Source organism: Paenibacillus sp. CF384 (genome assembly GCF_900106745.1).
Classification (GTDB): domain Bacteria; phylum Bacillota; class Bacilli; order Paenibacillales; family Paenibacillaceae; genus Paenibacillus_Z.
The window spans coordinates 202,726-215,584 of the sequence record NZ_FNNV01000009.1 but is presented as its reverse complement, the minus strand read 5'-3'; the positions used below and the strand labels follow the sequence as shown (position 1 = coordinate 215,584).

11 protein-coding genes are annotated in these 12,859 nt (G+C 51.3%); 4 read left to right on the top strand and 7 right to left on the bottom strand.

Going from position 1 to position 12,859, the window contains the following annotated elements; translation table 11 throughout:
* Positions 1–94 precede the first annotated feature (94 nt).
* Positions 95–862, top strand: a complete 768-nt coding sequence (locus BLW29_RS16635; protein ID WP_090981560.1) for an endonuclease/exonuclease/phosphatase family protein — start codon at positions 95–97, stop codon at positions 860–862.
* Positions 863–919: 57 nt separating this feature from the next.
* Here the strand turns inward: BLW29_RS16635 and BLW29_RS16630 are convergent, their stop codons facing one another.
* The 4 genes from BLW29_RS16630 to BLW29_RS16615 form a co-directional block, all read right to left on the bottom strand.
* Entirely contained in the window at positions 920–1,828 is a 909-nt protein-coding gene (locus BLW29_RS16630; protein WP_090981559.1) for a fumarylacetoacetate hydrolase family protein, read from the bottom strand.
* 65 nt (positions 1,829–1,893) lie between these two features.
* Entirely contained in the window at positions 1,894–2,667 is a 774-nt protein-coding gene (locus BLW29_RS16625; RefSeq protein ID WP_090981557.1) for an SDR family NAD(P)-dependent oxidoreductase, read from the bottom strand.
* A 13-nt stretch (positions 2,668–2,680) separates the two neighbouring features.
* Positions 2,681–3,448, bottom strand: a complete 768-nt coding sequence (locus BLW29_RS16620; protein WP_256208678.1) for an IclR family transcriptional regulator — start codon at positions 3,446–3,448, stop codon at positions 2,681–2,683.
* Positions 3,449–3,631: 183 nt separating this feature from the next.
* On the bottom strand, positions 3,632–4,333 hold the full coding sequence (locus BLW29_RS16615) for a copper amine oxidase N-terminal domain-containing protein (protein ID WP_090981553.1): 702 nt from the start codon (positions 4,331–4,333) through the stop codon (positions 3,632–3,634).
* Between the two features lie 186 nt (positions 4,334–4,519).
* Between BLW29_RS16615 and BLW29_RS16610 the strand changes: the two genes are divergently transcribed.
* From BLW29_RS16610 to fabV, 3 genes are all read left to right on the top strand, one after another.
* Positions 4,520–5,428 carry an AraC family transcriptional regulator gene (locus tag BLW29_RS16610; protein WP_177186676.1) on the top strand — a complete coding sequence of 303 codons (909 nt, stop codon included), beginning with the start codon at positions 4,520–4,522 and terminating at the stop codon, positions 5,426–5,428.
* Between the two features lie 91 nt (positions 5,429–5,519).
* Positions 5,520–6,509 carry a phytanoyl-CoA dioxygenase family protein gene (locus BLW29_RS16605; RefSeq protein ID WP_090981549.1) on the top strand — a complete coding sequence of 330 codons (990 nt, stop codon included), beginning with the start codon at positions 5,520–5,522 and terminating at the stop codon, positions 6,507–6,509.
* A gap of 151 nt (positions 6,510–6,660) precedes the next feature.
* Complete coding sequence (fabV, locus tag BLW29_RS16600; RefSeq protein ID WP_090981547.1) at positions 6,661–7,851, top strand: enoyl-ACP reductase FabV; 1,191 nt, start codon at positions 6,661–6,663, stop codon at positions 7,849–7,851.
* A gap of 60 nt (positions 7,852–7,911) precedes the next feature.
* Here the strand turns inward: fabV and BLW29_RS16595 are convergent, their stop codons facing one another.
* The 3 genes from BLW29_RS16595 to BLW29_RS16585 all read right to left on the bottom strand — a co-directional run bounded on the left by BLW29_RS16595 (position 7,912) and on the right by BLW29_RS16585 (position 12,853).
* Entirely contained in the window at positions 7,912–10,521 is a 2,610-nt protein-coding gene (locus BLW29_RS16595) for an apiosidase-like domain-containing protein (RefSeq protein WP_090981545.1), read from the bottom strand.
* A 125-nt stretch (positions 10,522–10,646) separates the two neighbouring features.
* Complete coding sequence (locus BLW29_RS16590; RefSeq protein ID WP_177186675.1) at positions 10,647–11,765, bottom strand: Ger(x)C family spore germination protein; 1,119 nt, start codon at positions 11,763–11,765, stop codon at positions 10,647–10,649.
* Positions 11,762–12,853 carry a GerAB/ArcD/ProY family transporter gene (locus BLW29_RS16585; RefSeq protein ID WP_090981539.1) on the bottom strand — a complete coding sequence of 364 codons (1,092 nt, stop codon included), beginning with the start codon at positions 12,851–12,853 and terminating at the stop codon, positions 11,762–11,764. Before BLW29_RS16585 ends, BLW29_RS16590 begins: the two co-directional genes overlap by 4 nt.
* Positions 12,854–12,859 lie beyond the last annotated feature (6 nt).

Here is a 12,859-nt window from a genome sequence, read left to right as displayed (position 1 = left end):
ATATGAATTTTAGTTGTTAGTTGAAACGCTTTCATGTTATATTTTGGTTTCTAAGATCGTCCATCTCATAGCTGTTGATTGGAGGAACACGAGCATGAAGATCATGTCGTTTAATCTACGCTTGCACGTTGAATCAGACGGTGACAATGCTTGGCCCAACCGGATTCAAGAAGTGGCCGAAGCGATTAAACATGCGGATGCAGATGTTGTTGGCACGCAAGAAGGCACTGCAGCCATGCTGCAGGATTTACAGGCGCAGCTGCCTGACTATCGCTGGCTTGGTGTCAGCCGCATCGGTCAGCTGGAAGGCGAATATTGCGCGATATTCTATCGGCATGACGTGCTGGAGCCGGTAGAAAGCGGTCATTTCGGACTATCCGAATTCCCTGAACAGCTAGGCTATGAAAGCTGGAACACCGCTTGCCCTCGTATGTGCAGCTGGACCAAGCTGCGTCAACAAGGCGGCGCGGAATGGGTCGTATTCAATACCCACTTGGATCATGTCAGTGCTGAAGCTCGGACGAATGGAGTCAAGCTGATCGTCGAGCGAATGAAACAGTCGTCTGCAATTGCAGGCGATATCCCCGCCGTTCTTACAGGAGACTTCAATTGCGGTCCGGACAGCGATGTCATCGAAGCCTTAGACGAGCTCGGACTCGTAAATGCCTACACGGCACTTGCCGGAGAACCAATCGGCCTCACCTACCACGACTATCGCGGGGGAGATGAAGGTGTACCGATTGATTATATTTTTGTGACGCCGAATGCCCAAGTACGAAACGTTCATATTGACAGAAACCTCTATAATGGCCGTTATCCATCGGATCATTATCCGATCATAGCCACAGTCGAACGACGCTAATGGATTTCGCTTCCGAATTTTTTATAAAAAAGGAGTGCCGAGGCACTCCTTTTCTCTTTATTCGGCGTCTGCTACGAAACGGTTCGTCAGCGCACCCAGCTTCTCGATTTCAATCGTTACCTCATCGCCCGGCTTCAAATACACTTGCTGCTCCACCGGAAGTCCAAGCACAACGCCTTCAGGCGTCCCCGTCAGAATAACATCGCCCGGCACAAGCGTCATATGCTGCGACACATAGCTGACAATCTCATCGCAAGCGAAAATCATATCCGACGTATTGGAGTTCTGGCGCACTTCGCCGTTTACGGTAGACTTGATCCACAGATCATTCGGATTGCCGACTTCATCGGCAGTCACAAGGTAAGGACCGAGCGGGCTGAAATCATCGCAGGATTTGCCCAGCAGCCATTGCTGCGTACGCAGCTGCAGGTCACGTGCGGACAGATCGTTTACGGCGCAGTAGCCGAACACGTGGGAGAGTGCGTCTTCTTTGGCTACATACTTGGTTTTCTTGCCGATTACGATAACAAGCTCTGCTTCATAATCCAGCTTCTCCGTTACCTTCGGAACGGCGATATCTTTCAGATGGCCTGTCAGTGTGTTGTTGAATTTATTGAACAGAATCGGATAAGCAGGAATCGGTGCATTCGTTTCTTCCGCATGCTTGCGGTAGTTGAGTCCGATGCAAATGATTTTGTTCGGATGCGTAACGCATGGTCCCCACTCGATTTCGCTTTCTTGACGAACATAGGATTCGCCGCCGGCCACTTGAAGGGACTCGATATAGTTGCTAAGGGAAGCTGTTGCAGCCTCTCCACCTTCAATGACCGCCATCACCGTTGATGGTACCTCTGCGTTTGCGCTTCCTGCAGATGCCTGAAGGGCTGCTTCTACGTCTACGACACCGTTCTCTGTTACTACGCCAAGCGCATTGCGACCTTGTTTGGAGATGCTAATGAGTTTCATAAGTGAATTGGCCTCCGATCTCATAGTGGGAATAAATGAAATTATTTAGAATTAGTTCGTTAGAATTAAGCGTTCTTGCCGAAAACAACGCCGCCGTCCACGTAGAACGGAGAGCCCATCACGAACGAAGACTCATCGGATGCCAGGAACAACGCTGCTTTGGCAACATCCTCCGGCAGACCAAGCTCTTCGCTCAATTGACGTTTCTTCAAACCTGCGATTGCCTGTTCCGGATCTGCATATGAGGTTTTCAAGTAATTCTCTACGAATGGGGTCATGATTGTACCCGGCAGAAGGGCATTAACGCGAATATTGTAAGGCGCGTAATCTACTTGCATGGATTTCGTAAGCGCTAGGACAGCACCTTTAGTTGCGGCATAAGAAGCACGGCGTGCCAGTCCGATCTCCGCAATGCACGAAGACATGTTAATGATCGAGCCAGCGCGACGCTCCATCATGTGAGGGATGACATATTTGGAAGGCAGGAAGACACCGCGAATGTTCACGTTAATGACGCGATCCCATGCATCCGGCTCTATCTCGTGCAGCAAGCCTACTCCGCTGATGCCCGCATTGTTGAAAAGCACATCGATGAAGCCATAGTGAGCGATTATTTGATCGACCATGGCAGATACTTCAGCCGGATTGGTGACGTCCGCACGGATGAAGATCGCTTCTCCGCCCGCTTCTTGAATCTCCTTGACCGTATCCGTCCCGTTCTGCTCATTCAAGTCATTGATAACAAGTTTTGCGCCTTCACGCGCAAACAATAGTGCAGTGCTCTTGCCGATGCCGGAGCCCGAGCCTGTAATGAGAATTACTTTATTGTGCAACCGCATTCTCTCATCTCCCTTAAAGGTTATGGTTGGGTAGCGATAATCGCTGCGCAAGCCCTTTCATTTCTTCGATGGCTTGGTTCGACTTGACTTCCCATTGGTGAAGCAGCATGGAACAGCTGACCGCAGCAGCTTGGTTCGCGTTATTGCCGGCCATAATCGGAGCCGCCACGCAGCGGAAACCCATAACTGACTCTTGGTCGTCCAAAGCGTAACCTTGCTTGCGAATGACATCCAATTGGGCAAACAGCTCATTGCGATTGTCGATCGTATGGGGCGTCAGCTTCGGCAGATCAACCTGCGGGTACAGTGCGAGCCTTTCGTGATCGCTTAGCTGCGAGAGCATCGCTTTGCCGAGCGCCGTAGCATGTGCGGGAAGCCGCATCCCCGGCTCGGATTGCAGCCGGACCGGCGAATTCGCTTCAACTTTGCCCATATACAGCACCTGGTCGTCGATGCGCTTCGCGAGCTGTATGGTTTCCTGCAGCCGATCACGAACCGCCACCGCTTCGTCCATGAAAAAAGGATGCAAATCATATTGCTTCAAATACGAGGAGCCGAATTCGGCAAAGGTATGTCCAAGCGTATACGTATCGCCTGCCGCCCGCTTCACCCAGCCGAGCGTTTCCATCGTGCTCAGCAAGGAGAACATCGAGCTCTTGTTGATTTCAAGCTTCTTCGACAAGTCGATCAGCTTATGCTTAGCTGGCTCCTGTGCCAGAACAGTCAGCACTTTATCTGCTTTCTCCAGCGCAGGCACCCAGTACTTGCGTTCCTCAGACACGCCAATCGCCTCATCCATTGTTAATGAGTCGGTTCTGTATATAAAACCAACTTCTTTATATAAAACCTAATTCCTACTCTCACTATAGCTCGCCCAGTAGGGAAATTCAATAAGAAAATTGGAGTTTTTACGCAAAAAAAAGAGAGTGGATACTCCACTCTCGCTGCTAACGCATCCACTACATTACTTAAACGGACTCGGTTCCTGATTCAGCTTTACTGTGCTGAGGAGGCGTTCCTGATCGATTTTGTAGAACAGCTGGTTGTTGATCACTTCTGTGATAACGGTATACGCCTTCGTGATCTGCTTGTACGTACTATCATCCCCGGGGTTGATGACATTGTAGCGCACCGCGACTTCATAGATCGGCCTGTTGGCTGAGTCTTTGCCCAGCGTTCTGCCGTCTAGGATCTTATAGCTCGAAATGCTGCGCATCGATGAGCCAACCATCCCTGAGAATGGATGCCATACGCGCACATCATCTTGAATCGCTTGCGCCGAAAGCAGCAATTTGAAATCTTCATCCGCATCATACGAGCTGGAGAATGCACCTTGAAGAGCAGCCATGTAGCGGTTCACTACATTAATGACACTATTATATTGGATATAGCCGGGGAAGGAATCATCCTTCCATATATCAACCGCACCGCTGCCACCGCCCGTGATGCTGACTTCCTTCTTCGCCGAATTCCAAGCAACTTCACCGCCTAACTGTTCCGATACAATACGAAGCGGCACATAGACGCGATTATCACGCAAGTACGCACCGCTGTCTTTTACATTGACCCCATTTATCTTCAGCGACAATTGACCGGCAGCGTATACAGCAGTTCCGGTTACAAGTGAACAAACGACGCACAATATGGCAATCCATTTCTTCTTCATTACGACAACTCCTCGCTTCGCATCTAAACTTACCTTTCTACTATGGACGCTTCTCAGCAGCAAACAGTTGCGAGCCAACTCGCAAATCTATTGCGCGGCATGCAGGATCTCAGCAATAATATACCCAAAGGACGCCGTAGCCCCTACGCGCCTAATCGCAACCCCCGCAGAAAGGAAGTCCGCCGGATGCTGCCTAATCAAAGCGGTTTACCTACCATCAACAGTATTGGCGATATTATCGTGCAAGCGGGCGGTCACCAGTTAGGGCCGCGCACGATCGTCGACTATGAGCTGGTCTATTTTCCCGAAGGATCAGGTACGCTGTATGAGGTTCAAGGGATGCAGCCCGTCCAGCATAGGCTGAGCGCGCCATGTTTCGTGTTCACACAACCGGATACTGTGCACCGGTATTTGTTCGACCGCGACCGCAATGTGCGGCATCTATTCGTGCACTTCGACTACGACCTCCTGCGGGAGAAGGATCCGCGTTTCACCGCTCTGCTCAGCACCATTCATGTGATTCCGGCCGCACAAAACAGCTTGATCGGCGCCATTATCAATCAGATTGTCGTGGTCGCCAATTATCAATCCCACCACTGGCGGCGCAGGCTCGCCTCGCTATTAACGACGGCCATCGAGGAATTAGCAGCGTTCGCCGATAAAACGCCGGAATTTGCAATCAGCAGCTACCCCGTCCAAATCGCCAATAGTATCGCCTACATGGAAGAGCATCTCACAGAGCCGATTACGATCGAAATGATTGCTCAGCGATCTGGTTGGTCTCATGCGCATTTTACACGGATGTTCGTCGAAGCAGTTGGCATGTCACCGAAACGAATGCTCCTTGAACGCAGGCTGCATCGGGCCGAGGAATTGATGATGAGAGGCGCGGGGACGGTCAAGCAAATATCGTACTTAGCCGGATTCGGCGATGAGCATCATTTCTCCAAAATGTACAAACGTATCCGCGGCATTACCGCAACCGAATATATAGAGCGCTGCAAAGGGCGGATTGTCCGACATGCGGCAATTGGCGTCGACCCGGATCGAACTTTCGTCAATCGACATATCGTAGTCAGCCCAGATATCAAATAAACACATGGAAAATCATTTCCCTCCATTGAAACCGCTCTCTTAATATTGCACAATTAGAGCATATCATCTCGTTACTGGAGGAATAGAATCGATGGCAACTTACTATACGCCTAAGTCCCGCGAACGGGTTGACCGTTATTTGGTCAGTGTGGAGGAATATGCGCATTATCATCGCAACGGTTACCTCATTGTAAGAGGCTTGGTGTCAAAAGAAGACATCGCCGAGCTCTACGAGCTTGCCGAGAAGACAAGAAACAAGAATAAGAAGCCTGCTCGCGATTCCAATGGCGGCGATCCTCTAAATGAAGAGTTCCTGGATGCGACACGCGTGCACATGCTCTCTCGCATCGAACCTTCCGCTGAACGCGGTTTGCTGAACCCACGCATCCTGGATGTCACCGAAGCGCTCATCGGACCGGATGTATATGCCGTACAATCCATGATGTTCCTGAATCCACCCGGCCGCGGCGGTCAGGGCTGGCATCAGGACGCTTGTTATATCAAGACCCATCCGGACACGCTGATCGGCGCATGGATCGCGCTCGAAGAAGTCGACGAGGAGAATGGCTGCCTCTGGGTAGCCCCGGGCTCCAACCATGAACCGATTTATCCACCTGCCGAAATCGGCGGCGGCAACGTCCATGCCCTGGATGCCTTCTCGAATTTGGACGGCGTGCAGAACGTGAGCCATCTGGACGATGAAGTGAACACTTTGGCGAAGGTAGTAGCCGCCAAATACCCGCCTCCGATCTCGGTACCGATGCAGCCGGGCGACGTCCTATTCTTCCATTCGCATCTGTTTCACCGGTCTTATCCGAATAAGACAACTGACCGATTCCGCCGTTCCTACGTCTGTCACTACTGCAACGCACGCTCCTGGGTGCCTTGGGATCATGACGGCCATGAAGGTGATTCCGGCAACTACCGCCAAATTCTCGCCCGTGGCCGCACGCATCTTCCTTATGCCGAGCCTGCATTCGGCACCGAGGTTTATCTATACGAAGGCGATGACACGGACGGCAGCGTCAGCATGATGGGCATGGACAACGGCATGATGATGCCGATTGGCGAGAAGAAATAAACGAAGAACGGCCTCCCCTCCCATGAACGGTGAAGGGCGCCGTTCTTTTTTATGCCTACTATGTTGCGGATTCGCTTCAATAAAGGTACTATCAGAACATTGAGTATTGCCTATAATTAGAATGCGATTGAGAGGAATTGAACAGACACACATGATTATCAAACCAAGAACACGCGGTTTTATCTGCACGACCGCTCACCCAACGGGCTGTGCCCTTCAAGTGCAGGAACAAATTGATTATGTCAAAGAACGCGCAGCCATCTCCGGGCCTCGCAACGTGCTCGTCATTGGCGCATCCGCTGGCTACGGGCTCGCAGCTCGTATTGTCGCGGCATTCGGTGCCGGCGCGAATACGGTTGGCGTCTACCGCCAAAGCGAGAGCAAAGCGAATCGCACGGCTTCGGCAGGCTGGTACAACTCCGCTGCATTCGAACAGGCTGCGCAGCAAGCAGGCCTCAAGTCGTTCAGCGTAACAGGTGATGCGTTCACCGATGAGACGAAGCAGAAAGCCATTGACCTGATCAAGCAAGAGCTGGGTCAAGTTGATCTGGTCGTATACAGCGTAGCTTCCGCGCGCAGAACGGATCCGAAGACAGGCGAAACGGCAAACTCCGTGTTGAAGCCAATCGGCTCCACGTACACGAACAAGACCGTCAATTTCCACAGTGGCGAAGTGACATCGATTTCAATCGAGCCTGCCACAGAGCAGGAAATTCAAGATACAGTAATGGTTATGGGCGGCGACGACTGGCAAATGTGGATTGACGCTTTGCAACAAGGCGGCGTGCTCGCTGAAGGCGCAACAACGATCTCCTACTCATATATCGGATCGGAGATTACGCAAGCGATTTACCGTGAAGGCAGCATCGGACAAGCTAAGGATCATTTGGAAGCTACTGCGAAGAAGCTCAGTGAACAGCTAAGCTCCATTGGCGGACGGGCATTCGTTACGGTCAGCAAAGCGCTGGTGACGCAGTCCAGCTCCGCGATCCCAGTTGTACCGCTCTATATCTCCGCACTTTATAAAGTGATGAAGGAGAAAGGGCTGCACGAAGGCTGTATCGAGCAAACCTACCGTTTGTTCACCGAACGCTTATATGCAGGCGGCGATGTTCCGCTGGACGCAGAAGGCCGCATTCGCATTGACGACTGGGAGCTGCGCGAGGATGTTCAAGCAGAAGTAGCGAAGATCTGGGATGCCATTTCGACGGAAAACATCGAGCAGCTCTCGGATCTCGAAGGCTATCGCCGGGAGTTCTTCCAGCTGTTCGGCTTCGAAACCGAAGGCGTCGATTATGAAGCGGATACCGATCCGAACGTGGACGCACCTAATATCCTTTAATCAATAAGACCGGGTACCTCGCCACCAGCGAAGTACCCGGTCTTTCTTTGTTGCATATTTCTACTGATTATAAACCTCAAACTCATAGATGATCGGCGCATAGCTGGTGCCCGACGTGTAATAGATACGGGCTTTGCTGCCTGTTACCGCACTGAACGTAATGACCTTCGGCACACCGCTTGCTCCGATGGTCGTGCCCGTGTAGGCCGTCGCCCATGAGGAGCCATTCCAATACTCGATGCGGTATCCCGTCGTTCGGCTGTCATACTCGGTGAGCACCACTTTATTGAAGGTGGTATTTGCACCGAAATTCACCTCCAGCCACTGGCCGCTCCAGCAGCCGCTGCATGCCTGCCAGTTTGTCGCAGCAGTACCGTCGAAGGCTTTCGGCGCCTGCTGATTGGCATCCCACGAGGAGGAACTGGAATAAGTCTTGCCCAGCGCTAGATTCGGAACATCATAATAAACCTCGAATTCATAAATAATCGGAGCATTCGCCGTTCCCGAGGTGAAATATATTCTGGCCTTGCTGCCAGTCACTGCGCTGAACGTAATGGTCTTCGGCACGAAGCTCGCGCCAATACTCGTACCGGTATAGGCCGTCTGCCATGTAGAACCGTTCCAATACTCAATCCGGTACCCTGTTGTGCGGCTGTCATATTCGGTTAGCACGACTTTATTGAATGTCGTGTTCGCACCGAAATTCACTTCCAGCCATTGGCCGTTCCAGCAAGTATTGCATGCCTGCCAGTTCGTCGCCGTCGTGCCGTCGAAGGCTTTCGGCGCTTGCTGATTCGCATCCCACGAGGAGGAACTGGAATACGTCTTGCCGAGCGCCAGATTCGTTAAGTTCGGCGCTAGCGTTGACGTCTTCTGAACAAGCAGCACCCAATCGTTCGAGTCCGGCTTGGCCGGTATGTTCCATTGTCCGGATGAAGCCTGCGCGCTGCTGCTAATCGTTGTGAAAGCCCCCGTTCTCGGATTGTACCAACGGGCATTGTACAGGAATGCGTTATCCATCTGCTTCAATGTGCCGGTGCTCGTTGTGCCGTTAAAGAAGAATACTGAATACACCGAATTACCGTCGGAGGATAACAGAGACCTCGAAGTATCGTTGAATGCTCCCCAGCTGGCGTCATCGAATCGAGGGACGAGCTTCCACCACTCCAAGGACGTATAGTAGCTTTTGAAATAAGTCAATTGATCGCCCGTCACATAGTTCGCGCCATCATACCACCAGGTATACCGCGCCGGAAGCTCATAGCCGGTGCCGAAATCCTCAGCGGCGCCTGACACGGAATACACATCGTTCCACGTGCCCGAAGCTCCATATCCGTACCCGTAAATTCCATACTGGAACGACTTGTACGCAGCACCCAGTGCACCGCGGGAATCCGTCCAGAAGCCGTCGTATGCGCTTTCATACATGACCGAAGGTTTGGCTGTCGCAAAGTTCCAGAAGTCCTTCGCCGTGCTCATGCCGGTCATATCTCCTTGCCACTGAACCGCCCATCCATCATGATAAGCTTTGCTCGCCCAAGTGGAGTTCGAAGCGACCGATGTGCTTGTATTCTCCATATGCGGCATGAGCGGCTGGTTATACGCATCATTATCCGATATGCTCTGCCCGACGGCATACCATTTGCTCATCGTCGTCGTGTTGTAGTTGTTGTACATGTTGCGGTCAATCTCCTGTGCAATCGTCCAGATTACCGGATAGGAGCCATATCTCGCAACCCAATATTTAGCCACTCGCGCCATGTAGGCATCGGTATATACACCGCTGTAACTAGCTGGATCAAGCGCCCAAGTTACTTGCGCATTGGCATGGACGAGTCCTTGATCGGCAATATACTTGAATTTCTGATCCAAGTTAGCAAACCCGGGCAAGTCCGTGCTAGAGAAACCATCGCTGAGGTTCGCTACCGCTTCTTCATCCGCCCCGGTATGCGTGCCTCCGCCATGCGGCTGCCAGATCGGCTCGGATTGATACACCGTGAACCCTTGCCCTACGCGTTTGTCCACCACATATTTGAACTGTGAGGCCACCCCTGATTTATTCGAGGTTGAGAACCGCTCATGCGGCAAAATCCAGTGGGTATCGCCCAAATAGAAGAACGGCGTCCCGTCATTGTACGTGAGGTAGCGGCCATTGCTGCTTACCTTCAAGAAACCTTTCTGATAGATCGCCTGGCTTCCTGTATAGGCATTCGCTTGAACGGTTTTGCTAACATTGTGCAGCCCGGTATCCGTCGTGTCGTTTGCGGTTGTCGTCATCGTCCACGCACCGGTCACCGTCGGGGCAAACCGAACCTTCCACACGGCTCCGCCGTTCCAGAAAGCCGGACGGGTAATCGTAACCCCGCCGGGTCCACTGAAGGTCGCGGTTACATCGACGTCTTGAAATGGGTTTGTGTACGTTTTGGAGCTGGTCAATGAAATCTCTACCGTCTGCCATTGTTGAACGGTGTAATCTGCTGCGAATGCTTGCTGCGGGATGACAAGCGCTCCCATCATGATGGCGAAGGCCAGCAGCAGCGAGCTGAACCGCCGCTTTCTCCCCCTGACACGTAAACCGGTTAACATATCATACACTCCCTCTCGGATCATATGGTATTGCTTCGGTTTCAAGCCGCTAACCTGCGGACGCGCTTCCCTCCTCTCCTGCATGCCGACCAGCCTGCTTCCTTATCTCCTTAGCAGGCACTCCTCTCCTATATTCAGTATAGAAAATCGATGCTTGCCGGGACATTGCTGCATTTTTCTATTTGTTTGCTTGATTCGGTTTCTTCTGCTTACTCTGCCTTGCCAGTATTGCTAATCACCGCGGTAAAGCCGCAAGTTGCCTGAATGGAAGGGTACGTCTCCATCCAGTTCAGTTTCTGCCAAGCCGCATAGCTCATACGGTTGCGTACCGAAATGCCCATGCCGAGGCTGTCAACCCGGTTCTTCTGCATGAAGTCAATCAGCTTCTGTCCGCGCGCGGTTAGCTGTTTTGCAATTTGCTGCTCCACTCTCTTTCGGTTACCCGCCTCTGAAAGTGATCCTTTTCCCGTATATTCAAGGACCGTTCCACTAAACTGTATTTGAATGTGAAGGGTTGGTAATCCCGATGCATCGTGGCCGACCTTTACCTTCTTGCGACTCGTTAGCGAACTAAGTGTGATGGTATTGCGCTCATTCTCTTCGCCGGTCAGATGAATACTAATCTCGCCTCGCTTGAAGGACTCCTTTAGAAAAGAAAAAATAAGCCCATCTCTCGCGCGGATCATCGTAATATAACGATCTTCACGAAATAAGCCTACGCCATCGATATTGATGTGCTCACCTGCATCTCTGAGAACCGGCGCGACGGGATCAATCCCGTCATCGTAGAGATCGCGCATAAAGGAGTAAAGCGACGTTTGCGGTATCGATCTGCCTGTCGCTTCCTTTTCCAGAATCCCATCAATGTACTTTCCGGTTATGGGATGCTGCTTGTACTCCTTCTCCAGCATCTGCTTGGCATTGCCATTCACGATAGAAATCTTGATCCGCGGAGAAATCGAAGGATCTCGCACGAGTGTGTCCATATGCTGCTCCAGGCCGTTTCTCGCTAGTGCCATACTATATAACGTATTGCGCAGTTGACCGCTTACCAGAAGCAGATTCGTCTGTTTTGCAAGCTTGCTTCTGGCCTCTTTGCTGCTCACCGCAATTGCGCTTAACACTTCGCGCTGCGTGCGTGCTTGCGGTTCTGCCTTCGGCATCGAAACCGCAACCTCCAGCATATTATTGTCCTTCAAATCATAGCTGCTCACCTGGGAGAAACCGAGCTTCTCCAGCACGCGCTGATCGCCGCAGCCGATTAGACTCGCTACGGTGAGGGCTGCTAACAGCAGCTTTCCGACACGATTTCTGATGCGCTTGTTCATGAGGCAACCACTTTCTTTCTCGTCAGACTTAACACCAGCAATAAAAACAGCGGCAAGACGAAGGCCACCACGCATTCCAAGGAACTGATCAATTGCAGCCAAGTTTGGACTTCGCTTAACGTCTTGGGCACATAGGAAACGATATAGGAGATCAACACGATAACTCCGGCTATTATATTTTCTTTCCATTTGGGAAAAAGTCTGCGGCAAGCCTCCTTTGCCGACCATTGATACATTACGACTGTAAGAATTGTCGTGAATAGGAAGAAACCATAGAACAAGTTCTCCATCCTCTCAATGAAAGGGAATTTAATATATGCCATCAGGTCGATTAAAGGATATAGCATGCGATTCAATTGCTTCTGGCTTAAGAAGCCGAATGCGATCAAACTGACATAGGTATAGAATACCGTCGTTAACAGACTCCCGAGGATGGAAGAGCGAAGAATTTTGGTTTTGGCATCGGTATACGAGAAGGTAAGCATGATGAGCTCATAGCCAAGAAAAGCGGAGTAGATACCGACTACATCCACCAAGGTGGCAGTGCCTCCTTTGAACAAGAACGGTGTCAGCCTAGAGAAGCTGAACTCGCCATAGAAGAAGAACACGAGCAGCAGCATCCAAATGGAAGCCCAGAAGAACATCGTGGCGGCTTTGGAGATATTGTACAACCCTTTGATCATCAGCCAGAATAAGAGTACATCCATGGCCAGCTTGAATAGCATCGGATTCGTCGTCGGGAAAGCAAGCATTTGAAAGATTAGGACATATTCTTTGGCAACCAGGCAGCCCAGCATTGCCCAGACGCCAATGAGCAGCAAGTAGAGCGGCATTAAGAGGAGCTTCGGGATGGCATGCTCCATGATATCGAAAATCGACTTTCCTTTGCCAAGCTTGTACACGAAGCCGATCAGCAGCAAATTGAGGATCACGATCAGTCCGTAAACAGGCATCATCATCCATCCGTTCGTGCCGAAGGTCTTGCTGAGCATCCGTGGAAGCATGAACACAACGACACCAAACTGCGTCATAAAGACCAATATCGTCATATGGAAAGCCGATAGTTTCTCCGATCCAGAGCTATTCATAGGCGC

Coding starts and splice junctions, on each gene's coding strand:
- BLW29_RS16595 (WP_090981545.1), bottom strand. CDS start 10,521: ATGCAGGAGAGGAGGGAAGCGCGTCCGCAGGTTAGCGGCTTGAAACCG.
- BLW29_RS16635 (WP_090981560.1), top strand. CDS start 95: ATGAAGATCATGTCGTTTAATCTACGCTTGCACGTTGAATCAGACGGT.
- BLW29_RS16590 (WP_177186675.1), bottom strand. CDS start 11,765: ATGAACAAGCGCATCAGAAATCGTGTCGGAAAGCTGCTGTTAGCAGCC.
- BLW29_RS16625 (WP_090981557.1), bottom strand. CDS start 2,667: ATGCGGTTGCACAATAAAGTAATTCTCATTACAGGCTCGGGCTCCGGC.
- BLW29_RS16605 (WP_090981549.1), top strand. CDS start 5,520: ATGGCAACTTACTATACGCCTAAGTCCCGCGAACGGGTTGACCGTTAT.
- BLW29_RS16585 (WP_090981539.1), bottom strand. CDS start 12,853: ATGAATAGCTCTGGATCGGAGAAACTATCGGCTTTCCATATGACGATA.
- BLW29_RS16615 (WP_090981553.1), bottom strand. CDS start 4,333: ATGAAGAAGAAATGGATTGCCATATTGTGCGTCGTTTGTTCACTTGTA.
- fabV (WP_090981547.1), top strand. CDS start 6,661: ATGATTATCAAACCAAGAACACGCGGTTTTATCTGCACGACCGCTCAC.
- BLW29_RS16610 (WP_177186676.1), top strand. CDS start 4,520: ATGCTGCCTAATCAAAGCGGTTTACCTACCATCAACAGTATTGGCGAT.
- BLW29_RS16630 (WP_090981559.1), bottom strand. CDS start 1,828: ATGAAACTCATTAGCATCTCCAAACAAGGTCGCAATGCGCTTGGCGTA.